The sequence below is a fragment of the Maribacter sp. PR1 genome (assembly GCF_028464145.1).
Classification (GTDB): domain Bacteria; phylum Bacteroidota; class Bacteroidia; order Flavobacteriales; family Flavobacteriaceae; genus Maribacter.
In genome coordinates this window covers 226,564-249,918 of sequence record NZ_JAQPCG010000003.1, presented here as the reverse complement: position 1 = coordinate 249,918, position 23,355 = coordinate 226,564, and the positions used below count along the sequence as shown (strand labels likewise).

Sequence of the window (23,355 nt, the reverse complement as noted above, 5' to 3'; positions counted from 1 at the left end):
ACATGCTGGAATACAAGGACGAACATATCAATTTAAAAGAAAAGACACTAAAGGATTTCATTCCTTTGGTGATTACCTTTTTTCTAGGGTTGGTCGTTCTGTCTATTTATCAAAATACTGTATTGTATTCATTTGGTGTCCTTGATAGTATCCTCAACACTAGTTTTTTTATCTATTTATTACACCATTTAGGATTTGCTTCCGTCTGTTCATTATTCCTTGCTTTTGTTTTTAATATTTTAGAGAATAGAAAATATGGTTTGGGCCTTAAAGTTGTTCAAGTACTTCTGCTTTTATTGCTTCTTGCCGAGGCTTCCTTAATTACCTATTATGTTCAGAATTTTGAGCCACTAGGGGCGGATTTTGTAGGCTTATTCAAAAAAAGTGAAATTCGATTCTCTGTCTTGCAAACGTTGGTGGTTTCATTATTTACCCTTGCCATTTGTTATTTCTGTTATAGGTATATAAAATCGTTCTATAGTGTTATTAGTCGAATGTACCCATTGACCATTATCTTTTTTAGTATTTTCTTGGCTACGTTATATTCTGATAAAAAGCCGGTCAATGAAAATAAGATCCAACATTTGGCACAGCATATCACCAAGAAACTATTCCAATCACAAACTTATGATGGTAAAGAAGAATTTCCATTATTGAATCCTTTTTACAATGTAGCGGGTCTATCCCAATATTTTGACCTTAAGGATTCCATGCCTCACATAAAAATAATTATTGTTGATGGATTAGGTAATGATTTGGTACAAGGTGATTTCAAAGCCTTTATGCCGCAATTACAAGGTTTAAAAGAGGAATCATTGTATTGGAGTAATTTTCTCAGTAATACAGGTGAAAGCTATGCTTCCTTTCCAAATGTTGTTGGTTCTCTTCCTTTTGGAGAGGCAGGTTTTACTCAAATCCCTAATTTCACCTATAGAAATACGTTATATAGTATTTTGAAAAATAATGGGTATGCTACCTCATTTAATTATGGCGGAAATACGGCACTATATAATTTTGATAAATTCCTGGAAGAGGAGAAGGTATCCTTGATTTTTGACAGAAATAATTTTGGAAATGAATTTAAACTACAGGAAGAGGATGCGGCAGGAATTACCTTGGGATATCCAGATAAGGCACTGTTTTCCAATTATGATAAAAACGTGCAATTCTATACCGTTCCAAAGTTTGATGTCTTTGTAACGCTGAGTACCAAAGCGCCATTTCATATTCCAAATAGTAGTAAGTATCAGGAACAAGTAAGCCAAATAGTAGAACAATCGAATTTCGAAGGTGCTACAAACAGATTTATTCGAAGAAATGATGAGTTATTTGCTAGTTTTCTTTATGCCGATGAGGCCTTAAACGATTTCTTGACCCAAGAAAGAAAGCACAAAACATATTTAAACACGATTTATATTATCACTGGTAGCCATCAGTTGGCCGAACTTCCGCAGGCAAACACATTGTCCAAGTACAGGGTTCCCTTAATTATGTACAGTCCTTTATTAAAAAAAACTGGGGTAATACCTAAAATAACTTCACATGCGGACATTGCCCCAAGTTTGATCTCCCTTTTAAACGAAGGATATTCCTTTACAAAGCCCAATCAGATGGCTTGGATGGGACAAGACTTGGTCGATAAATCTGACCTAAAAACATACAATGAAATTCCATTATTGAGAAATGCCTACAATATTCAGGATTATATAATGAACGATTTATTCTATACCGATGGAAAGACCTTTCATTTGGATCACAATCTAAATTTGGAAGAAATAGATAATGAATCAGCAATAGACCCAATTGAGAAAAGGTTTGAAAATTTTAAGTCCGTCAACAACTACGTAACCAAAAACAATAGGATTATCCCAAAATCAGTATCCCTGATAGCCGATAAAAACCCTAAATTTTCCAAAGAGGAAATTATTTGGATAGAAAGTGTTTTTAATGGAAAAGACTTTGATGATGCCTATTCAAAAGCCAAGGATATGGCATTTGATAAGGATTATGGTAGGGCCCTTTTGCTCTGTGAGTATATTTTAAGTGAAATACCACGTCACGCGGATACTGAAATCCTTATGGGTAGGATTTATTCTTGGAAAGAAAACTACGATAAGTCGATAGCGCTATTAAATGAAGTAATTGAGAAGTATCCAAAGTACGAAGATGGTTACTGTGCACTTATGGATGCTTATTTCTGGTCTGGGCAAAATGAATTTGCCTATGATATACAAAGGACTGCAAAAAGTAATAGTGTCCAGGATAGGATATTAAATGAAAAGTTTGAAAGATCTATTTCCTTGATTGTGGCACAAGAAAAAACTACTAAGGCGCTGGAATTAAAAACTGCAGAGGTCAATACAGAACAAAAATAATGAAGAAAGTATTGCTTCCTCTTTTTCTATTGATATCGTGGGTGTTCTTTGCCCAGGAATTCAGTTATAAAGGGGACCCTGACAAATCATTTTTTGCTGCACGAGATTTGGCATTTGCGGGCAATAGGCAATCTGCCAGGGATACCCTGAAAAGTATTCTTACCAAGTACCCTGAATATACAGATGTAAGAAGTTTGCTCGCAAAAACATATAGTTGGGATCATGAGTTCGAATCAGCAAGACTGGAGTTTAACCGTATAACCAGTAAGGAACGAAATAACCGTGAAGTTTGGTTGGGAGCTATTAAGAACGAGCAATACGCTAAAAATTATAATATCGCTCTCGGACTAGCGAACAAGGCCCTAAAATATTTACCTGAAAATAATGAGCTGCTAATTATTAAGACCGAAATTGTCCAACAAATCGAGGACCAACAACTTCTACAGAATGTCCTAAAAAAGACTAAAATTGAAGATGAAAATAACCAGTCTCTTACCGTTTATACCCAAGCAGAGGTTTTCGACAAAGAATTGAACCCTATGTATTACGGGGCATTGGAGTACCAAAAAAAAACAAAGTGGGGCGTTCTTATTCCCCGGTTGAATTATAACAGAAGGTTTAACATACATGGAATACAAGCCGAAGTAGATGCGTATCCAAGGTTTTCTAAAACCCTAAATGGGTATTTCAATTACGGATATTCAGGAGCACCTATTTTTCCCAAGCATAGGATAGGGGGAGAGGTGGTAAAAGAACTGCCAAATGCCTTAGAGGCTTCTCTTGGTTTTAGGCATTTAATATTTGAGCAGGATAATGCAACTATTCTAACGGGAACCTTTGGGTTATACAGAGGTAATTATTATATGGTGCTACGGTCATACGTAATACCCGATGCAAAAAAAGGAGTTGGAGTATCTGGAAACTTTTTGGTTAGAAAATATCTGAAAGATGGTAATAATTTCTTGGGACTCAACGTAGTCTACGGTTTTGATACAGAATTAAATCAGTTTGTCGTCAATGGACAGTTGCTTGCAGAAACATTATTGTACTTGGAATCTCAAAGATTGAGATTGGAGTATCAGTTTACCAACAAAAAGGGCAACAACCAATACAAAGCCAATTTAGGTGTTAACCGACAAGAATTGGCGTTTAGTACAGGAGATTTCTTCTTATCCGTGACTGCTGGTCTTGCATATCAAGTAAAATTCCGTTGAATCATTATAAATAAACGACGAAAGGATTCTTTGGTAACCCCCGTAAAACCCAGTAATTCAAACGATTTAATTTCCTTCACCTATAACAAACGTATTTTTTACAACAAAAATGAACTCGTTTACCACATTTTATTGTCGTAAATGCACTCCCTTCCTACATTTAGAATGTACTTAAAAGTAACCAAATCGAAATTTTAAACCTAAAAACCCCTAACCTATGCTTTATGATACCTACGGTGAGGAATACCTAATTTTTCTTCAAGACCTTAACGAAATTTTAAGCCTTAACGAATTAGTGGAACTAGACTACATGTAGTCGAAAACATAACCTTAAAATAGAATAATATGGCAAATCAAAATAACGATAGTACCTCTTATCATAATTTTATCGAGAATTTAAATAACATTCTTGTAGACATTAACATTAATAAACTAACGTATTCTTAGTATCTAGTGTGTACTACAAAAAAAGCGCCTATTCTGAAAATAGGCGCTTTTTTATTTTTGAGGCTTCAGGGAATTTAACCCAAATATGTTTTTAATAATTTACTTCTTGAATTGTGACGAAGCTTTCTAATCGCTTTTTCACGAATTTGTCTAACACGTTCCCTTGTTAAATCAAAAGTATGTCCTATTTCCGCTAAGGTCATGGATTGCTGATCGCCAATTCCATAATATAGCTTTACAACATCAGCTTCCCTAGGGGACAAGGTCTCTAAAGCTCTGTTTATTTCTGTATTCAAGGATTGTTGTAAGAGATGATTGTCCGGCTTTGGAGACTCTCCAGAACGCAACACATCATATAAGTTGGAGTCCTCACCTTCACGCAGAGGGGCATCCATGGAGACGTGTCTACCAGAGTTTTTTAAAGACTGTTTTACTTCACTAACGGTCATCTCCAGTTCCTTGGCGATTTCTTCCGCAGATGGCGGGCGCTCATGAGTTTGTTCTAAATAAGAAAAAGTCTTTTTTATTTTATTAATGGAACCAATTTTGTTCAATGGTAAACGAACAACCCTAGATTGTTCTGCCAAGGCTTGTAAAATAGATTGTCTTATCCACCAAACGGCGTAAGATATAAATTTAAAACCCCGAGTTTCATCAAAACGTTTGGCCGCTTTTACCAACCCCAAGTTACCCTCATTAATTAAATCCGGTAATTTCAACCCTTGATTTTGATATTGCTTAGCTACGGATACCACGAATCTTAAGTTTGCAGTGGTCAATTTTTCCAACGCTATTTGATCTCCTTCACGTATTCTTTGGGCCAGTTCTACTTCCTCGTTTGCCGTTATTAAATCAATCTTACTGATATCTTGCAGGTATTTATCCAATGATTTGGATTCACGATTGGTTACCTGCTTGATAATCTTTAGTTGCCTCATGTATATCTAAGTTTTAAGTTCGTACAAGTTTACATTATACATTTTTATTACGTCTTATCCAAAAGGAAAGCTATAATGTTTTCCAAAATTTATGAGTTCCCTTCTAATCTTTAAAGGATTTAGGCAGTTGACCGGGCATAGCTTATTTTTGAGGTAATTAATAATCGATGAGTAAAAGAGCACTTAAAACATATTTATCTGAATTGAGTAAAAAAGCTTTGGAGGCGCAGGTAATGGAATTATATGAAAAATTTCCTGCCGTAAAGACCTATTACGATTTTGCCTTTAATCCCAAGGAAGATAAAATGGTTCAAGAGGCAAAGACGAAAATATCGAATGAATATTTTCCCGTAAAAAGGAAGCGCCCTAAAGCAAGGAGGTCCGTAGCTCAGAAATATATTAAGCACTTTGTTAAATTAGGTGTGGACAGCGCAATGGTAGCCGATGTAATGTGCTTTAATTTAGAAATAGCCCAAGCATTTGAGCAAGAACGCAATGTACCCGATGCATTCTATAAAAGTATGTTGAACTCCTTTAGCGAAATGACTACTTATGTCTCTCAGCATGCAATTTTACCCGAGTTTAAGGCGCGAATCGTAAAAATATATGAACAGTCCCAATTAAAAAATTGGCTTTATAAGGAGGAATTCTCGAGAGCTTTGGATATTTTAGATTAAAACTGATTTAGAATGGCGATAGTGATAATACGACAAGACGGAAAGATAGATTTATGGAAGGGAGCCCTAAAAGATAGAAACCCCGAAGTAGCGGTATATAGTTATTTGGAAGAACATCCGAAGGAAACTATTACCATGGCCGTCATTTGGAAGCATCCCCAAGGAAGTCTTTCACACTACCCTAATTTGAAATGTATTGCCTCTGCAGGAGCGGGTGTAGATTATATATTTGAGGATACCACAGTACCAAAAGATGTCCCCATCACGCGTATTGTAGACCCGTATTTGGCAAGTGACATGTCCGAACATGTTTTGGCTGTAATCTTAGCTGAACTAAAAAATTTCAACATTTATAAATTGCAGCAAGTAGATTCCCACTGGAGTCCAATAGAATATAGAAGAATTAAGGATGTTAAGGTCGGAATAATGGGTTTGGGGGAACTAGGGTCACTTTCGGCGACTGACCTGATGAAATTTGGTTTTTCGGTCCAAGGTTGGTCCAGAAGTAAAAAAACAATAAAAGGCGTACGGACATTCTCCGGTTCTGAGGAATTTAATTCCTTTTTAGAATCAACTCAAATATTGGTCTGTTTACTTCCTTTAACACCGGAAACGGAAGGGATTTTAAACAGTGAATTATTTTCTAAGCTTCCCAAAGGTTGCTATATAATAAATGTTGCACGTGGCGGTCATTTGGTGAACGAAGATTTATTGAAAGCGTTGGACAATGGTCATTTATCCGGTGCCTGTTTAGATGTTTATCACCAAGAGCCTTTACCTTCAGACCATCCTTTTTGGAATCATCCAAAAATATTTATGACTCCTCATTACGCCAGTGTTTCGGATACAAATTCTGTGGTTCCGCAGATTCTAGAGAATTATGAACGACTCAGGCATGGGGAAAATCTCTTAAATAAAGTCAATAGAAACAAGGGATATTAATCACTAAAGCGCAAAATTATTTTCTTCAATATATGGTTAGGGAAATTTTATATTTTATTTACCGATAAAAATCTGCTAATTTTAATGCTTCGAATTTTTCACCTAACCAAAATTTTCTTGCCTTTTTGAAATCTTCAAAAGACACAACGGAAAAAACTTTGTACGGTTATCAGGAGGAAGACCTTAAGAAGATATTTCAATATCTTGAGGACAATCCCGATAATTCCAATCTTTTGTACCAATTGCCCACAGGAGGTGGAAAAACTGTAGTTTTCTCTGAAATAGCAAGGAGATATATTCAAAAGACAAATAAGAAAGTCGTTGTACTTACACACCGTATTGAGCTAAGCCAGCAAACATCAAAAATGTTGAGTGGTTTTGGTGTGAAAAATAAGATCATCAATAGTGAGGTTAAGGAACTGAAGGACCAAGATGAGTTCAAATGTTTTGTGGCCATGGTTGAAACCCTCAATAATCGCCTACAAGAAGAAAAGGTAGAAATTAACAATATTGGCTTGGTCATAATCGATGAGGCCCACTATAATTCCTTTCGAAAACTCTTTAAATTTTTTGAAGAGGCTGTAATTCTAGGAGTGACTGCAACCCCTTTGAGTTCCAATATTAAGCTTCCCATGAAGGATAATTACAAAAAGTTGATTATTGGGGAATCTATTGGATCTTTGATTGAAAAAAAGTTCTTGGCCAGTGCCAACATGTACAATTACGATGTAAGCTTGCAAAGTTTAAAGCTTGGGATAAATGGAGATTACACCGTAAAGTCATCTGATGAGCTTTACAGCAATCATAGTATGTTGGGAAAATTATTGAATGCCTACAATGAAATTGGCAAGGGTACAAAAACGCTTATTTTCAATAATGGTATCAATACATCGCGTTACGTTTACGATATGTTCAAAAAGGCTGGATACAATATTCGGCACTTGGACAATAAAAATAATGCTTCCGAGCGGAGAGATATCCTTCAATGGTTTAAAGAGACCCCAGATGCCATACTGACTTCAGTAAGTATTTTAACGACGGGATTCGATGAACCTTCCGTAGAAACAATTATTTTGAATAGGGCTACACGTTCCCTTACGCTTTATTTTCAAATGATCGGTCGCGGGTCTAGATATCTTCCTCATAAAGAGGAATTCAATGTTATTGATATGGGGAATAATGTTGCCCGTTTCGGTATGTGGGATGCCAAGGTGGATTGGCAGGAAATTTTCCATTTTCCGGATTTCTTTTTGGAAAATATAAAGAACGATGAAGATATAGAAAGGGAGTTTGTCTATGAAATGCCCCAAGAGTTAAGGGATGAATTTTCAAAATCAGATAATATAGAATTTGACATAAAGGCAGAATACAAAAAAAGTTTTGCCAATGGTGAAAAATCCAAACTTGTACTGGAAAAAAGTATAGAACAGCATGCCCAAATCTGTATAGAGAATGCCGAGGATGTTTTCGATGCACGTATCTTGGCCAAAAAACTAAAAGAGGAAATTCAATACCGTGTTCGTCAGTATTCTTACTGTATTATGAACAATACAAAAAACTATAAGGAGTGGTTGGAGGAAGACTATGAACGTAAACTTCGCTCTAAGATTTCGAAAATGTTTGCCTCCAAAATGTAGAATTAGTATAGCTTCCCTACATATATTATATAGGTTAAGGTTCAATTTTTTACCAGTTTGAAGCTTTAAAAATATCTTTTCTCCTTTAAAATTGGGATATTTTGAGGGATTGTGAAAAAATAGAATAGCTATACCTTAATTGATCTGAGTTGGTTAATTTAAGGGTTTCAATTAACCTCGAAACCATTGCAAATGAAAAACCGACAACTGGCTCTTACTTTTATTCCTACGCTAATTCTAACCGGTATTTACGGATATCACTTTCTAACAGGCATTTCTCCAATCTTAATGATGCTTTTTGCTATGGCTGTTGGTGTCGTAGTTCAAGTTCTTTTTTATCTTTTGTTCAAATTAGTTCAATATCTGTTTAAGGGGCTTAGTTCTATATACATCTTAGCCGCCCTTAGCGGCATTGCCACCTTGGTTTCATTAAAATTATTTGGCTTCGGGTGGCCAGAAACCATTTATTACCCATTGGCCCTCCTCGCCCTCCTTTGTATTATTTTCCTATTGTGGTTTTTAAACGGCAAAACGCTTCTTTCTTTCTTGTTTCTTGTATTTGGCCTAATTGGTCTTGGTTATGGAGTTTTTCTTCTATTCGACACAGGATCTGATCCATATAAGAAAGATTTTCCAAGATTCTCTTTGGGAAAACAACAAATTTCTTTGAGTGAACTGGGCAAGGAGAATCCTGCTGAAACAGGAACATTTGAGGTGACTACTTTTACCTATGGCAGCGGAAGCGACAAAAAGCGAAAAGAATACCGAGATGGAATAAAATATGAAACTCCTACTTTGGATGCCTCTAAATTATTACCGGAATGGAAGGGAAAGAAGAAAAAATGGCGTGAAAATTTTTGGGGTTTTGGAGTCAAAGAATTTCCCTTAAACGGCCGCGTGTTTATGCCCGAAGGTAATGGCCCATTTCCCTTGGCCTTAATTGTTCATGGAAATCACAGTATGATAGATTATTCGGATGATGGCTATGGCTATCTGGGAGACCTGTTGGCCAGTCGTGGTATTATAACTGTTTCTGTTGATGAAAACTTTATCAATGGCCATTGGTCCGGTGATTTTAGAGGAAAGGAAATGCCCGTAAGAGCTTGGCTTTTATTAAAACATTTGCAACAATGGCAAACGTGGAACGTAGATAAACAGCATGCGCTTTCTGGTAAGGTAGATATGGAGCATATCATGTTAATGGGCCATTCCAGGGGAGGAGAGGCTGTGACAATAGCCGGTGGTTATAATCGATTACCTCACTTTCCGGATGATGCATCCGTCGTCTTCGATTTTAATTTCAATATAGAAGGAATTGTATCCATTGCACCTACGGATTATCGATACGATAGAAAGATTGTACTGGAAGACGTAAACTACCTAAGCCTCCAAGGTTCCTATGACTCGGATGAAGTGAGTTTTTGGGGCATGCGTCCCTTCCGTCGTTTGCAATATAACGATAGTATAGACCGAATTAAGGCAGGAGTTTATGTGCATCATGCCAATCACGGCCAGTTTAATTCTACTTGGGGAAATTCAGATTTTGGAGCACCGTCTAAATGGTTGTTGAACCTTCAACCTTTATTGAAAGAGGAAGAGCAACAAGAAATAGCCAAAGTCTTTATTAGTGCCTTTGCGGAGGCCGTTCTCAAAAATAACAAGGAGTACCTGCCAATTTTTAAAAATATGGCACTGGCCGAAAAATGGCTACCGGATGAGTACCTCTTAACAAATTTCGAAACTTCAGATTTTGTGTCCTTGGTCGATTTTGAAGGAGATATTGATATTACTACTGCATCTAATAGCATACAACTCGCCGGTAAAGGTCTGAATCTTTGGAGGGAACAAGTTCTAACAACCCGAGATAATGGAAAACAGGATAACAACGCTGTGGTGTTAGGTTGGAATAATAACAATGAAATGAAAAGTGATTCACCGGCATCTTATGAAATAACTTCCGGTAAGAACCTATGGAGACAGGAAATTGAAAGCATTCAAATGGCCATTGCCAGTGGAAATTTGGAATGGCTGAAATCAGATGAGAAGGAAAAAGAGGAATCAGAGAAAGAAGAAGGTGAAGAATCTTTCTCAACAGATTTTAGTATTCAATTAACAGATAGCTTGGGGAATTCGACGCAGCTTAAGGTCAGTGACGTCAAAAAAATTATGAAACCATTAAAGACCCAATTTACTAAGTTTGAATTTTTAGAAGATCAAATGGTTGGGGATTCATGGGAAGTGCAATTACAGACCTTTCATTTTCCCTTGACACTTTTTGAACATCAAGAATCTGAATTTGACCCGGCATCGGTACGGACAATCAAATTGATATTCGACCAAAGCCCTAAAGGTGTTATTGTTTTGGACGATATAGGCTATACACCTTTGCAATAAGACTAAATTTTATAATCAACCTTGTATCTAAGATGGAATCAAAAAAACTTCTCGTTATAGGTCTGATGTGGCCAGAGCCCAGCGCAACCGCTGCGGGAGTACGGATGATGCAATTACTAAGGTCGTTTATAAAATATGGTTACGAAATCAGTTTTGTTTCCACGGCATCTAAAACTGATTTTTCTGAAGATTTGGGAACTTTAAATATAAAAACCCAATACATTGAACTAAACAGTGCTTCTTTTGATGAATACTTAGTACAAGAAGCACCCGATGTAGTACTATTTGACCGATTTTTAACGGAAGAACAATTTGGATGGCGTGTGGCGGAACATTGCCCAAAAGCGCTACGGGTACTAGATTCTGAAGATTTACAATCATTGCGACACGTAAGGGAAGCATGTCAAAAGAAAGGTTTTTCTTTTTCCGCAGAATTTTGGTTACAGGATGATAAAACCAAAAGGGAAATGGCCAGTATTTTCCGGTGTGATCTATCATTGATCATTTCAAGCTTTGAAATGGATTTGTTAATAAAGGCAGTGAAAATAGAGGAATGTTTATTGTTACATCAACCTTTCATGTTCGATGAAATTTCCCAAAATAACGATTGGCCTGAATTTGAAGACCGAAGCGATTTTATATTTATTGGTGGTGGTAAACATAAACCCAATGTAGATGCCATAAAATATTTACAAAGAGAAATCTGGCCAATAATCAAGGCGTCCCTTTCGGATGCCAAATGTTATATTTATGGCGCTTACTTACCCCAATCGATTAACGAGTTGCATAACCCAAAGAATAACTTTTACGTTCGTGGTAGAGCTGGAAAAGTATCTGAGGTAATGAAATTGGCTAGGATTTGTTTGGCCCCTTTACAATACGGAGCGGGTATAAAAGGTAAATTAGTCGATGCGATGTTACATGGTACACCGAGCGTCACTACTTCCATTGGTGCAGAAAGTATGCATAACGACTTGGATTGGAATGGACATATAGCTGATAATCCAGATGAATTTGCAAAAAATGCGATTGACCTCTATACCAACAAAACTTCATGGCAACAAGCACAGTTCAATGGTAAGGAAATTATCAATAAAGTCTATAGTAAGCCAAAGTTAGAAACCCAATTATTGACAAGGATTGAAGAACTCCGGAAAAATATCAAGGCACACAGGAACAACAATTTTATTGGAAGTCTTTTACAGCATCAATCCCTTCAAAGCACTAAGTATATGGGGAAATGGATTGAAGAAAAGAATAATAAAGTGGAGTGATTAGTGCTAAGAATTTAATACCTCCAAAATAATAGTCTTGAACATATCCATTCCTGTGGACAAAAGCTCCTCAGGGAAATCGTAGTCAGAATGATGTAAGGCCGGAGTATCCATTCCAGCACCCAAACCAAACATGGCCGCTTTATAGGTTTTAGAATACCAACCAAAATCCTCACCAAACGTAAAGGGATAAGTTCGCTCTACCTTTTTTAATTCATTAGTATCAATGGCATTAAGAATAATTTTGCTGCAGTAGTCATCATTGATAGAAGCGGGAAAATATTCAAACCATTCTATGTCATAATCTAATGTATTGGAATGGCATATCTTCTTGCATATCTTTTCGATTTCCATTTTTAATTGCTGCATTCTTTTCGAACTCCATGTTCTAATCGTGTAATGTAATTCCCCGTTCGCTGGTGAAATACCGTAGGATTTTTGACCCATGTGAATATGGATCGGAGTTAGAATAGAAAAACCATCATCTTTAGGGTTATTCAGATTCAGCGCATACAATTTGGAGGTAATTTCCGCAATTGCCTGTGCTGGATTTATACCATTTTCCGGTTCTGAGGCATGTGATTCTTTACCTTTAAAATATATGGCCAGACTTTGTACTTCGGCGGAAAATCCCTGTCTCGGGAGTATCACTGTATGCAGTGGTACGCCTGGAATATTATGTAAAGCGAATATGTAGTCAATATTCAGTTCGTTGAATCGCCTATCCGCCAGTATTCTTGCCGCTCCCTTCCCCGTTTCTTCGGCAGGTTGAAACAGTAACACGATTTTTCCGGCTGCAAAAGACTGTTCTTTAATCCAAAACATAAGTCCGGCAACGATGGCCATGTGTCCGTCATGTCCACATTTATGTGATACTCCATTATTCTTTGATCGATAATCGAATCGATTCTTTTCTACAATGGGCAGGGCATCCAATTCACATCGTATCGCAATTGTAGCTCCCTGATTGGAATATTCATAAATAGCAGCCAGTCCATTTCCACCAAGATTATCTAAAATCTTGGTGGGGTGATATTTGGAAATAAAGGATTTTATGCGCTTTGCCGTTCCAATTTCCTCTCCAGAAAGTTCTGGGTATTGATGAAGCTCCTTTCTCAATTCTTTGACCTTTGCTATCATTAGCTCATCATTTTTAAGGTTGAATTTTAGACTAAGAAAGCCTCAGTTCACATTGGGATCTCTCCTAAATAGTTCGATTAAATCAAAAACAAGTACGCAAAAGACTACCCAAATAAAACCTGCAATAAATCCACCTGCAATATCGGATGGGAAGTGTACACCCAAATAGATTCTACTGATACCTATACTGAGGATTAATAGGCCAAATATAAATATCAAAAAGTACTTTAATACCCTGTGGATATCGAGTTTGGAAATCAGATACATTAAAAAGCCGAAAAACGCCATGGCACTCATGGCATGCCCACTTGGATAACTTAAGGTTTTTACGGAAACCAAGTGCTCTATACCCGGTCTAGCTCGGTCTATAAATCGTTTTAAGGCCATATTGGAAAAGGTAGCCAAGGCCAGAACTATGGTAGCTTGCAAAACATATTTCCATTGTTTTAAAACAAGCCAAGAAATAAAGGCAAAAAGTGACAGGACAATAAGATAACCATTGACATCACCAATATCAGTGACAAAAACAAAGTATTTGGTAAGCATAGGGTTTCGAAAAGAAAGCACGTAATCGGTAATGGCCGTATCGTAACTGGCCAGGGTATCAGTTTTCAAAGTATCAGTCAGTTCAATAAATAGATTTATGCCTCCGACAACAATAACCAAAGAAACCAAAACCGTAATAAAATACGGTAGCCTGGAATCTTCCTGGTGAAACTTTTCCGATAAAAAAGTTCGAATTGATTTTATTACTGTGTAAAGTGTTTTCTTCATACTAATGAAATACAAGAGGTATAAACTTAAAACAAAAATTGAATATGTAGCATCGGAAATCCTATAGATGCTAACTCATTTGCTTAGTTCTTGGTAGACTTGAAAAGGAACATTTATCTTTATAGCTCAAAATTTAAAGATAACCGGATGAAATCACCCAAATGGCAGACTGCCCTGGAATTTGAAGATATTACCTATAAAAAAAGTGATGGTGTAGCAAGAATTGCTTTTAACCGCCCTAATGTGAGGAATGCCTTTAGGCCGAAAACTACGAGTGAATTGATTAAGGCATTTTATGATGCGCAAGAGGATACCTCTATCGGTGTAGTATTACTTTCCGCTGAAGGACCATCGACCAAAGATGGCATCTGGTCATTTTGCAGCGGAGGAGATCAAAAAGCTAGGGGACATAAGGGATATGTAGGTCAAGATGGACAACATCGATTAAATATTCTGGAGGTTCAACGTATGATACGTTTTATGCCTAAGGTAGTTATTGCGGTAGTCCCGGGTTGGGCCGTTGGTGGTGGTCATAGCTTACATGTGGTATGCGACATGACTTTGGCGAGTAAGGAGCATGCCATCTTTAAACAGACCGATGCAGATGTCACTAGTTTTGACGGTGGCTATGGGTCAGCATATCTCGCCAAAATGGTAGGCCAGAAAAAGGCTCGTGAAATATTCTTTTTAGGAAGAAACTATTCCGCTCAGGAAGCTTTTGAGATGGGGATGGTAAATGCCGTGGTTACCCATTCTGAACTGGAGGATACAGCTTTTGAATGGGCGCAAGAAGTTTTACAAAAATCCCCGACTTCCATAAAAATGCTAAAGTTCGCTATGAACTTGACCGATGATGGTATGGTGGGGCAACAGGTATTTGCCGGTGAGGCTACACGATTGGCCTATATGACTGACGAGGCAAAAGAAGGCAGGAACGCCTTTTTGGAAAAGCGAAAGCCCGATTTTGGTAAAGACAATTGGATTCCTTAAATATTTCCATATGTACTACTAGGTTCTAATTACAGCGTCGGTAAGGGAGGTCGAAAAGATATCTTTAACGGACATAAACTAAAAAGAGCCCAATCAGCGAAGACCAGACTCTTTTACGAGAACACTATATGAAAATGAAAAAAATTAATTCGTTTTTGTAACACTGTAAAAGTAGCGAGGTTATAAGGTATCAGGAAACTATTGTTGTCTGCCAAGGCAGATTTGTGGTCAACCAAGAGAAAATTGTAGTCTAATTGAAAACACTTACATTTCTTTTAGAAAAGTATTCCCTATTTAATGGTTCGTAAGATATTTCCAATAAGGGTGTTAAACTGCTCGTCCGATTGTTCTTCTAACCCTGTACGTACAATGACGACATCTTTTGAGGGAATGATAAACACCCTTTGTCCTTGAAAACCATTCGCGGAATACAAATCCCTTGGTAAATCTGGGTATTTCCCTTCTGCGTTTAACCAAAAGTGAGCTCCATAAGTACCATTGGAATGCTTTGTTGGCTTGGTTACATACGCTATCCATTCTTCGGAAAAAAGTCGGTCACCGTTCCAATCGCCATTATGAAGATATAACAGTCCAAATTTTGCCCAATCCCTTGTAGTTGCCCATCCGTAGGAAGAACCAACGAAGTTCCCTTCTAAATCGGTTTCTAGCAACATAGAGTACATACCAATTCTATCAATAAGTTTTGAATACGGGAAATCCAAATATTCCTGATGGGTTTTGAATTGTTTTCTCAAAATCCCAGATAGTAGATTACTGGTGCCAGAGGAATAGTTCCAAATTTCCGTGGGTTTTGCAATCATCTTATTATCTGCTTGAGCCTTCGTCATATCCGAATCCAAAAAAAGCATTCTAGTGACATCGGATATTTTAAAATAATCCTCTTCCCAAGCTAATCCACTTTGCATTCGCAGTAAATGGTTTAAGGTGATATCCTCTTTGGGTCCATTTGTACCTAAAACCATCGGAAAGGGTTTATAGTCCATGGTAATTTTATTTTCATAGTCCAGGATACCATAAAGCGTACCCAAAATACTTTTGGTCATGGACCAGCCTAAGATTTTGGTATCTTTCGTGAATCCGTTAGTATATTTTTCTCCAATAATCTGATTTTTATAAACAACTAAAAGGCTTCTTGTTTTTTGGACGGAATCGCTTATTGCTGATGAAAGAACATATTCTAACTTATCATAATCCACATTTTGTAAAATAGTATCCTCAATTCCCTTATTCCCAAATGGAAATGGAAGGCTATCAGACCTTTTTGTCCGTTTCGGAATAATATTAAAATTGTGGGAAGCATAGGTTTCGTTAGTCAAAACCGCACCTAAACCCTCTTTATATACCGACTTTCTCGGCAAGAGTCCATAAACGGAAGCTGTAGCAGCGTTTTCTTGTGGATTGATTTCTGCTTTGGCCAAACCGATCAATGGCATGTTGTGATCGATTTTATTCACCAAATAGGCATCCCTTCCAGCTAAAAAAACATTCGAAGCCAAATTTTTGGAAGCGTAACCAGAAATTAAATTGAGTTTTGGATAATTGAAGTAACCTATAACAAGCAATCCGATCAAGAGAATTGCAAGTGTCCATTTTATTTTTTTCATAAGCTGATAACTGCCCTTAAAAGTATTGAAAAACATAAGAATACTTGGACACCTGCGCACCCAAAATTTCAATATATACAAACAGTTGAGATAATTGTTATATTGAGATTCTTTTAATAACCATGTATCGATTTATTTTTTTACTGTCAATCCTATTCATAGTTCAAGCTTGTGGTGAGCCCAAAATTGAAGAACCAAGCTATGATTGGATACCGTTAAAAGTGACTGCAACGGCCTACAATTCTTTTCCAGGGCAAACATCCTATGAGCACCCGGAGATAACGGCATGGGGAGATTCCATAAAACCTGGGGTGAAATGGATTGCCGTTTCCCGAGACCTAATTGGTAGAGGTTTAAGGCATAATACTTTGGTTAAAATTGATACTTTTGAGGGAATTTACATTGTAAAGGATAAAATGCATCCCAGATGGAAAAATCGAATTGATATTTACATGGGAGAGGATAGAAATAAGGCTAAAAAATGGGGGAGAAGAAAGATTGAAATTAAATATGCCGTTTTAAAGGACTCCACAGCGGAAACCAAAGAATGAAATATATATACTTTTTTACGATTTGTTTTATTGTAATTTCATGCAAGTCAACTAATACCATAGTTGACCGACCTATCACTTTTGATGAAGAACGTAAAATATTGACATTGGAGTATCTTTCCGACAGGTATGGATTACAAAAGGATTCTCCTGAAATTGAACCTAAAATGGTTGTTTTACATTGGACGGTGATTCCCACCTTCGAGGAATCATTCAAGGCTTTTAATCGTTCTACTTTACCTAATTCACGTCCAGATATAAATACCGCCGGTGCCCTTAATGTTTCTTCTCAGTTTATGGTAGACCGCGATGGAACTATTTATAGGTTACTCCCTGAAACAACAATGGCCCGCCATGTAATTGGGCTAAACCATTGTGCCATCGGAGTTGAAAATGTTGGCGGAGATGAGGGACAACCTTTGACCAAAGCCCAGGTAAAGTCGAATATTTGGCTAGTTCGTTATTTGGCCAATAAATATGATATCGATTATTTGATCGGTCATTACGAGTATACCAAGTTTGAAGACCACCCCTTATGGTTGGAACAGGATAATGGGTATAGAACCCAGAAAACAGACCCAGGAACCGATTTTATGAATAAAGTTAGAAACGCCGTTAAAGATCTTAATTTTAAAGCTTTACCCGAATGAAATTATATAAAAGTATTGCCTATTTCTTTTTTGTATTTATGATTTTTCCCGTACATGCTCAAGATATAACTACACAGTTGTATGAGACCTATGAATCGTACAAAGAGCCTTCTATTGGTAAAAGGCGCATTAAACATACCGATATTCAGCCCTTACTGGAAAAATTTAAAAATAATCCCAGATTTACGGTAACTAAGATTGGGACTTCGATAGGGGGAAAGGACTTATCGCTTGTGAGTATAGGATCAGGTGATACCGATGTTTTTCTTTGGTCACAGATGCACGGAGACGAACCTACGGCCACACAGGCCATCTTCGATATCCTTAATTTTCTGAACAGTTCGGATTTTGCCAAAGAAAAAGAAGAAATCCTGTCCAATTTAAAAGTTCACTTTCTACCCATGCTAAATCCCGATGGGGCGGAACTATTTCAACGGCGAAATCTTTTGGGAATCGATATCAATAGAGATGCCTTACGATTGCAAGCACCAGAAAGCCAAACGCTTAAGCGGGTACGTGATAGTCTAGAAGCCGATTTTGGTTTTAACCTTCACGATCAGAGTACCTATTATAATGCGGAAAGAACTGAGAAACCGGCTACAATTTCGTATTTGGCACCGGCCTATAATTATGAAAAGGAGATTAACCAAGTTCGTGGAAATGCGATGAAGATAATCGTATTTATGAATAATATCCTTCAAAAGTATGCTCCGGGTCAGGTAGGGCGATACAACGATGATTTTGAGCCTCGTGCATTTGGGGACAATATTCAGAAGTGGGGAACCAGTACCATTTTAATTGAATCTGGAGGATATCCTGAAGACACAGAAAAACAGGAAATAAGAAAATTGAATTATGTTTCCATCCTATCCGCAATTTATACCATTGCCAATCAAAACTATACGGATATAAATATTTCCGAATATGAGAAAATCCCAGAAAACGATAGAATGCTTTTCGATTTGAAAATTGTTGGTGCTACCTACAATCTTATGGGCAACCCTTATATTATTGATTTGGGAATTAACCAAGTGGAAGTGGATTACGAAGGTCACGATGATTTTTGGTACAGTAGTAGAGTCTGGGACCAAGGGGATTTGTCTACTTATTATGGCTATGAGACCTTGGATGCGGAAGGTTACGAACTTGTGGAAGCAAAAATTTATCCAGAGGTCGTATCCGATTTAGAAGGCCTAAAAAAATTAGACACCAAAGCGTTATTGTCTCAGGGTTTTGGATACATCAAACTAGCTCAAATTCCGTCCAAGTCCTTGAATTCGCCAGCCCCCTTTCATATTGTCAGTGAAAAGTATAAAAAGCCCGATTTTAGACTTCAACCAGGAATAAACCCGACATTTTTTATGAAAAAAGATGGAAAGTTTCACTACGGGGTTATCAATGGTTTTCTGATTGATTTAGAATCAGAAAACATAGAAATTCCAAACGCCATGATATTTAGGTAATTATTAAATTAATAACCGAACTGAACGTTTAAATAGTGACCATGTTTTAACAACAGATACAACATGGTAATTAATATTGTTACAATGGCCGAAAATATGAAAAGAACCAAACTCTTAATAGGTTCCGGTAAAATGCCCAAGGCACTTTTTTGATAAATCTCGTTGAGTACATCCATGACTTCTTCTTTTTAAATTCAACATATCCATAGTCTTTAGGATGTTAAGTTTAGTAATCTTTGGGGTTACTATAATATATAAACAATTATCGGACCACAAAACCCTACTTTCTTAAAATAAAAAAGGGAAGCTATTGCCTCCCTTTACATCTGATATCGATTGTATTTTATAAACTTGCCGTATCCAACAAGGCAAAGAATTTATCCAAATTCGGAAGAATTACAATTTTGGTCCTTCTGTTTTTGGCCATATTTTCTTTGGAGTCGTTTTCTACAAGTGGAAGGTAACTACTTCTACCGGCAGCAATCAATTGTGTAGGATCAACGTCATATTTGTTTTGCAGCTCACGAACTATGGAAGTGGCACGCTTTACACTCAAATCCCAGTTATCCTCAAACAATGTGGTGTTAATGGTTCTGGAATCGGTATGCCCTTCAACCATTACTTCCATACTTGGCTCAGAATTTATAACGTCTGCAAGTTTTTTAAGAATATTTTCTGCCTTATTGCTTACTCTATATCCAGCCGTATTAAATAATAACTCATCGGAGATATTAATCATAACCACCGTTTTGTCAATGCTTACATCCACATCCTCATTTTCATCGGAAATCGATTGTTTAAGCTTGTACGAAACCGCAAGGTTCATAGAGTCCTGCAGCGTCTTGGCCTCTGCCAATTTAGCTTGATCAACCTTTTCCAAGGTCTTTCTCATGTTCTCCTTCGTGTTGTTGCTCATCACGGTAACATCATCCACATAAGTATATTGACTGTCATTTATTTCCTTAAGCGAGTTTATTTTTGAGTTATACTCCTCTACACGCGCCTCAATTTTAGCCATCTTAGTTTCTAACTCCTCTTTCTCAACTTGAGTCTTGGTCAATCTGCTTTGTGTTTGAGCTAGGTTGTCTTCTAACGCGACATATTTCTTTTTCGAAACACAAGAAGATAAAAGTGCAATAGACATCACACCGATAATTGATAATTTTTTCATTTTAAAAGTTCTTTTAATTCATATTATCGTTCAACATCATTTACGAAGAAAATTCAAAAATGGATGTTTAATCGGATTGACTCCCCCATATTTGCACGGGATGAACAACTATTAGAAATTGATATTCAGTATTTTATATCTTAAATAAATTGCATAAAAAAAGAGGCCTAAAAGCCTCTTTTTTATTATTTCTTTTTTCTAGTTACTCACAACCACCTGTGAAACCTGCGGCGTTGAATTTAGTTTGAACCGCACCTTGCCTAGTTCCCGTATTAACTTCGATAGCCAAATTGTTTTCACCGCTTCCGTCACGTTTTGGGCTACAATATTCAAATAAATAAAAGCTATTAGCACGTTCCGACACTTTTTCGGAGATTTCATTGAAAGTATCCTCCAAATCCTCTTTATTACTTGCAAAAACACTTGATGTCTTACCGATATCCATAAGCACCTGTGTGTCAATTTCACTACCTAAACCTATACTAAAAAAAGAAATGTTGGCATTTGCATCATTAACTTTTTTAAGCGCAGCTTCTTCGCTATATCTTGAAGCTTGGTCCGTACCATCGGTAAAAATAACAACAGAAGCCGCTCCAATTTTATCACCTGAAGTCGTCTGGTTAACTAAATCGGTCGCAATATCAGTAGATTTTATCACAGCCCCGTATAAATCTGTGGATGGGTCGGAACTTATACTATCGGTAATTCCATTAATGGACGCTATAAGCTCTTCTTTAGAAGGAGTAAGCTCATTTAATAAATGTAGTTCGTCTTCCCCATCAAACCAATAAATAGCCATTTGAAAGGATTCTTGGGATGTGGCTGGCATTACATTTTCTACAAAACTTGCACTTGCCATTTTCAACTCCTGTAAACTACTTTCCAAGACACTATTACTCAAATCCAACACCAAAAGTGTGTTGTTCGTAAATATTTGAGAATTAGGGGAAATTCGGGCAAAAGATTCCGAAGTGGAAATCGTGTTAAAACAATCATCGTTTCTACCTTGCTCATAAATTGTAAATTGGTTGGCCTCCAAGCCTGGTACCGGGTTGCCATTGGTATCCGAAACTTTGAAAAATATGGATACTTTTCCTGGTAAAGTGGTATACTGATCTTGAATGGATAGCACAAGCTCTCCTTCTTCTAGACCCAAACAATCATCTACGGGGGTGCCTTTGCCAAGTCCATCTCCAAAATTGAGGTCCAGATTTACATCATCATCAGCATTACCGCAAGAAACAAAAAGGGAGATTGCAAATAAAAAACTAAAAGTTCTAAAGAACGATTTCATAGTCATACATTTTGAGTTCAACAAGCAAAACGGTCTTTCTGCTTAGAAATTATAGGTAAATAAAAAAATTATGTTAAAGAATGTTAAAGAAACTCTTATCCCTTTAAAAAACAGGTTGGAATAGGTAATTTCCGTATTTCAGAGGCCAAAATTACATCATCCTTACGATTATAATGACGCACGAACTAAAAAATATTTTTAGAGAATATAGTAAACTACATGAAAAGGGTTTAAATACCGTTTTGGCAACCGTTGTTGCTTTGGATGGTTCCTCTTATAGACGACCAGGGGTGCGTATGTTAATTTGCGAAAATGGACAAATGGTAGGCGCTGTCAGTGGTGGATGCGTGGAGAAAGAGGTATTGTTTCAAGCAGCGAGCGTTTTTAAAACGGGCAAGTCCAAAATAATGACCTATGATGGTAGATTTAGATTGGGATGCGAAGGTATTCTTTACATTCTAATAGAACCCTTTCATCCGAAGCAAGAACTATTGGAATGTTTTGAAAGAGCTTTAAAAGAACGGAATTCCTTTAAAATTTGTTCCTATTTCCAAAAAGAATATGGGGAACATGGGAACATCGGTTCTTTTTTTGTTTTTGATAAGGAACAAATAGCTTTAAATCCTAAATTATCCAAGGAAAATAATAATGTAATTTATGAGCAAGAACTCAAACCTTGCTATAAAATAGCCATTGTTGGTGGGGAACACGATGCAGTAAAATTATCCAAAATAGCCTTGGAAATGGGTTGGGAGGTTTCGGTCAGTGTTGTTCCTGCCGAAGGAAAAACGGTAGCTGATTTCCCGGGAATTGACGAGTTGTGGAATGTGGAACCCATAGATTTACCTATTGAAAAAATTGACGGTCAAACGGCTTTGATTTTAATGACGCATAGTTATGTAAAAGATTTAAAATATTTAAACGCCGTTAAGGATTGTAACCCCATGTATTTTGGTCTTTTAGGACCTTCTAAGAGAAGGGAAAAACTGTTCAATGAATATATTGAGCTTTATCCTGATGATAATTTTGATTTTTTTGATAAAATACATGGACCTGCCGGACTAAATATTGGAGCCGAGGCGCCAGAAGAAATTGCAATAGCTATCCTATCCGAAATTCTTGCAGTTGTTCGTCGCCAAGAACCCATGATGTTGAAAAACAAGAAAAAAGGAATTCATAATTGATTCAAAATAAAAACATATCAGCTCTTCTTTTAGCGGCCGGTCAATCGAGTAGAATGAGAGGTATTAAGCAATTATTACCCTGGAAGGGGACTTTTTTACTGCAGCACGCACTAAATACACTTATAAAGTTAGGTCTCGAAAAAGTGTTTGTGGTTTTAGGAGCGAATTCTGAAAAAATACGACATCAATTGGATTTTGAATCACAATTGGTAGAGGTAATTCATAATCCGACTTGGGACAAGGGATTAGGTAATAGTATTTCTGTTGGTATTGAACATATTTTAAAAGATAATGTGGAAGTTGCCGGTGTACTAGTCTGTCTGGCCGATCAGCCTTTAGTCACGGATACTTACTTTAAACGTCTTCAATCTCATTTTGAAACGAGCATATATCCTATTGTTGCTAGCAATTACAAGAATAGAGTAGGGGTGCCTGCTATTTTCAGCGGAACGGTATTAAATGAGCTTTTAAGTTTAGATTCGGATTTTGGTGCGAAACACATACTCACCAAATATCAGTCATCCCTAGTTGCATTAGATACAAATTCTATATTAAAGGATATAGATACCCCGGAAGAATATGAAAAATTGTACAACGAACACCATCATCAATAAA

Annotated in this window: 20 protein-coding genes; 13 read left to right on the top strand and 7 right to left on the bottom strand. The window is 37.0% G+C overall.

Annotated elements, in window-relative coordinates; translation table 11 throughout:
- Positions 1 to 2: 2 nt before the first annotated feature.
- Both PP182_RS07545 and PP182_RS07540 read left to right on the top strand, forming a co-directional pair.
- Positions 3 to 2,375, top strand: a complete 2,373-nt coding sequence (locus PP182_RS07545; RefSeq protein WP_272650740.1) for a sulfatase-like hydrolase/transferase — start codon at positions 3 to 5, stop codon at positions 2,373 to 2,375.
- A complete protein-coding gene (locus tag PP182_RS07540) occupies positions 2,375 to 3,589 on the top strand; it encodes a YaiO family outer membrane beta-barrel protein (protein ID WP_272650739.1) in 1,215 nt (404 codons plus the stop codon). Before PP182_RS07545 ends, PP182_RS07540 begins: the two co-directional genes overlap by 1 nt.
- Positions 3,590 to 4,110: 521 nt before the next feature.
- On the opposite strand, the gene PP182_RS07535 is transcribed toward PP182_RS07540, so the two are convergent.
- Positions 4,111 to 4,974, bottom strand: a complete 864-nt coding sequence (locus tag PP182_RS07535) for a sigma-70 family RNA polymerase sigma factor (RefSeq protein ID WP_272650738.1) — start codon at positions 4,972 to 4,974, stop codon at positions 4,111 to 4,113.
- A gap of 167 nt (positions 4,975 to 5,141) precedes the next feature.
- Here PP182_RS07535 and PP182_RS07530 point away from each other — a divergent pair, with 167 nt between their 5' ends.
- The 5 genes from PP182_RS07530 to PP182_RS07510 all read left to right on the top strand — a co-directional run bounded on the left by PP182_RS07530 (position 5,142) and on the right by PP182_RS07510 (position 11,898).
- A complete protein-coding gene (locus PP182_RS07530; protein WP_272650737.1) occupies positions 5,142 to 5,651 on the top strand; it encodes a DUF6155 family protein in 510 nt (169 codons plus the stop codon).
- Between the two features lie 12 nt (positions 5,652 to 5,663).
- A complete protein-coding gene (locus PP182_RS07525; RefSeq protein ID WP_272650736.1) occupies positions 5,664 to 6,593 on the top strand; it encodes a 2-hydroxyacid dehydrogenase in 930 nt (309 codons plus the stop codon).
- A 125-nt stretch (positions 6,594 to 6,718) separates the two neighbouring features.
- On the top strand, positions 6,719 to 8,230 hold the full coding sequence (locus tag PP182_RS07520) for a DEAD/DEAH box helicase (protein ID WP_272650735.1): 1,512 nt from the start codon (positions 6,719 to 6,721) through the stop codon (positions 8,228 to 8,230).
- Between the two features lie 192 nt (positions 8,231 to 8,422).
- Positions 8,423 to 10,624, top strand: coding sequence for an alpha/beta hydrolase family protein (locus PP182_RS07515; protein ID WP_272650734.1), 2,202 nt, complete (start codon positions 8,423 to 8,425; stop codon positions 10,622 to 10,624).
- A gap of 32 nt (positions 10,625 to 10,656) precedes the next feature.
- Positions 10,657 to 11,898, top strand: coding sequence for a glycosyltransferase (locus PP182_RS07510; protein WP_272650733.1), 1,242 nt, complete (start codon positions 10,657 to 10,659; stop codon positions 11,896 to 11,898).
- Between the two features lie 6 nt (positions 11,899 to 11,904).
- On the opposite strand, the gene PP182_RS07505 is transcribed toward PP182_RS07510, so the two are convergent.
- The gene (locus tag PP182_RS07505) at positions 11,905 to 13,038 is read right to left on the bottom strand and encodes an amidohydrolase (RefSeq protein WP_272650732.1); all 1,134 of its coding nucleotides are present in this window, start codon (positions 13,036 to 13,038) and stop codon (positions 11,905 to 11,907) included.
- Between the two features lie 42 nt (positions 13,039 to 13,080).
- Entirely contained in the window at positions 13,081 to 13,812 is a 732-nt protein-coding gene (locus PP182_RS07500; protein ID WP_272650731.1) for a phosphatase PAP2 family protein, read from the bottom strand.
- Positions 13,813 to 13,959: 147 nt separating this feature from the next.
- On the opposite strand from PP182_RS07500, the gene PP182_RS07495 reads away from it, so the two are divergent.
- Entirely contained in the window at positions 13,960 to 14,802 is an 843-nt protein-coding gene (locus PP182_RS07495) for a 1,4-dihydroxy-2-naphthoyl-CoA synthase (RefSeq protein ID WP_272650730.1), read from the top strand.
- A 290-nt stretch (positions 14,803 to 15,092) separates the two neighbouring features.
- Here the strand turns inward: PP182_RS07495 and PP182_RS07490 are convergent, their stop codons facing one another.
- Positions 15,093 to 16,427, bottom strand: a complete 1,335-nt coding sequence (locus PP182_RS07490) for a serine hydrolase domain-containing protein (RefSeq protein WP_272650729.1) — start codon at positions 16,425 to 16,427, stop codon at positions 15,093 to 15,095.
- Positions 16,428 to 16,549: 122 nt separating this feature from the next.
- On the opposite strand from PP182_RS07490, the gene PP182_RS07485 reads away from it, so the two are divergent.
- From PP182_RS07485 to PP182_RS07475, 3 genes are read left to right on the top strand one after another with little or no spacing between them, the layout of a single operon-like run.
- On the top strand, positions 16,550 to 16,978 hold the full coding sequence (locus PP182_RS07485; RefSeq protein ID WP_272650728.1) for a 3D domain-containing protein: 429 nt from the start codon (positions 16,550 to 16,552) through the stop codon (positions 16,976 to 16,978).
- Positions 16,975 to 17,628 (top strand): peptidoglycan recognition protein family protein, encoded by a 654-nt coding sequence (locus tag PP182_RS07480; protein WP_272650727.1) that lies wholly within the window; start codon positions 16,975 to 16,977, stop codon positions 17,626 to 17,628. The genes PP182_RS07485 and PP182_RS07480 overlap by 4 nt, the downstream gene beginning before the upstream one ends.
- Positions 17,625 to 19,091 (top strand): M14 family metallopeptidase, encoded by a 1,467-nt coding sequence (locus PP182_RS07475; protein ID WP_272650726.1) that lies wholly within the window; start codon positions 17,625 to 17,627, stop codon positions 19,089 to 19,091. Before PP182_RS07480 ends, PP182_RS07475 begins: the two co-directional genes overlap by 4 nt.
- Before the next feature lie 8 nt (positions 19,092 to 19,099).
- On the opposite strand, the gene PP182_RS07470 is transcribed toward PP182_RS07475, so the two are convergent.
- The 3 genes from PP182_RS07470 to PP182_RS07460 form a co-directional block, all read right to left on the bottom strand.
- Positions 19,100 to 19,267, bottom strand: coding sequence for a hypothetical protein (locus tag PP182_RS07470; RefSeq protein WP_272650725.1), 168 nt, complete (start codon positions 19,265 to 19,267; stop codon positions 19,100 to 19,102).
- Positions 19,268 to 19,434: 167 nt separating this feature from the next.
- On the bottom strand, positions 19,435 to 20,262 hold the full coding sequence (locus PP182_RS07465) for an OmpA/MotB family protein (RefSeq protein WP_272650724.1): 828 nt from the start codon (positions 20,260 to 20,262) through the stop codon (positions 19,435 to 19,437).
- 202 nt (positions 20,263 to 20,464) lie between these two features.
- Positions 20,465 to 21,556, bottom strand: a complete 1,092-nt coding sequence (locus PP182_RS07460; RefSeq protein ID WP_272650723.1) for a vWA domain-containing protein — start codon at positions 21,554 to 21,556, stop codon at positions 20,465 to 20,467.
- A 173-nt stretch (positions 21,557 to 21,729) separates the two neighbouring features.
- On the opposite strand from PP182_RS07460, the gene PP182_RS07455 reads away from it, so the two are divergent.
- Complete coding sequence (locus PP182_RS07455; RefSeq protein ID WP_272650722.1) at positions 21,730 to 22,740, top strand: XdhC family protein; 1,011 nt, start codon at positions 21,730 to 21,732, stop codon at positions 22,738 to 22,740.
- On the top strand, positions 22,737 to 23,354 hold the full coding sequence (locus PP182_RS07450; protein WP_272650721.1) for a nucleotidyltransferase family protein: 618 nt from the start codon (positions 22,737 to 22,739) through the stop codon (positions 23,352 to 23,354). Before PP182_RS07455 ends, PP182_RS07450 begins: the two co-directional genes overlap by 4 nt.
- Position 23,355 lies beyond the last annotated feature (1 nt).

Excerpts from the sequence above, each read along its gene's own strand:
- PP182_RS07545 (WP_272650740.1), top strand. The coding sequence starts at position 3 with ATGCTGGAATACAAGGACGAACATATCAATTTAAAAGAAAAGACACTA.
- PP182_RS07540 (WP_272650739.1), top strand. The coding sequence starts at position 2,375 with ATGAAGAAAGTATTGCTTCCTCTTTTTCTATTGATATCGTGGGTGTTC.
- PP182_RS07535 (WP_272650738.1), bottom strand. The coding sequence starts at position 4,974 with ATGAGGCAACTAAAGATTATCAAGCAGGTAACCAATCGTGAATCCAAA.
- PP182_RS07530 (WP_272650737.1), top strand. The coding sequence starts at position 5,142 with ATGAGTAAAAGAGCACTTAAAACATATTTATCTGAATTGAGTAAAAAA.
- PP182_RS07525 (WP_272650736.1), top strand. The coding sequence starts at position 5,664 with ATGGCGATAGTGATAATACGACAAGACGGAAAGATAGATTTATGGAAG.
- PP182_RS07515 (WP_272650734.1), top strand. The coding sequence starts at position 8,423 with ATGAAAAACCGACAACTGGCTCTTACTTTTATTCCTACGCTAATTCTA.
- PP182_RS07510 (WP_272650733.1), top strand. The coding sequence starts at position 10,657 with ATGGAATCAAAAAAACTTCTCGTTATAGGTCTGATGTGGCCAGAGCCC.
- PP182_RS07505 (WP_272650732.1), bottom strand. The coding sequence starts at position 13,038 with ATGATAGCAAAGGTCAAAGAATTGAGAAAGGAGCTTCATCAATACCCA.
- PP182_RS07500 (WP_272650731.1), bottom strand. The coding sequence starts at position 13,812 with ATGAAGAAAACACTTTACACAGTAATAAAATCAATTCGAACTTTTTTA.
- PP182_RS07495 (WP_272650730.1), top strand. The coding sequence starts at position 13,960 with ATGAAATCACCCAAATGGCAGACTGCCCTGGAATTTGAAGATATTACC.
- PP182_RS07490 (WP_272650729.1), bottom strand. The coding sequence starts at position 16,427 with ATGAAAAAAATAAAATGGACACTTGCAATTCTCTTGATCGGATTGCTT.
- PP182_RS07485 (WP_272650728.1), top strand. The coding sequence starts at position 16,550 with ATGTATCGATTTATTTTTTTACTGTCAATCCTATTCATAGTTCAAGCT.
- PP182_RS07480 (WP_272650727.1), top strand. The coding sequence starts at position 16,975 with ATGAAATATATATACTTTTTTACGATTTGTTTTATTGTAATTTCATGC.
- PP182_RS07475 (WP_272650726.1), top strand. The coding sequence starts at position 17,625 with ATGAAATTATATAAAAGTATTGCCTATTTCTTTTTTGTATTTATGATT.
- PP182_RS07470 (WP_272650725.1), bottom strand. The coding sequence starts at position 19,267 with ATGGATGTACTCAACGAGATTTATCAAAAAAGTGCCTTGGGCATTTTA.
- PP182_RS07465 (WP_272650724.1), bottom strand. The coding sequence starts at position 20,262 with ATGAAAAAATTATCAATTATCGGTGTGATGTCTATTGCACTTTTATCT.
- PP182_RS07460 (WP_272650723.1), bottom strand. The coding sequence starts at position 21,556 with ATGAAATCGTTCTTTAGAACTTTTAGTTTTTTATTTGCAATCTCCCTT.
- PP182_RS07455 (WP_272650722.1), top strand. The coding sequence starts at position 21,730 with ATGACGCACGAACTAAAAAATATTTTTAGAGAATATAGTAAACTACAT.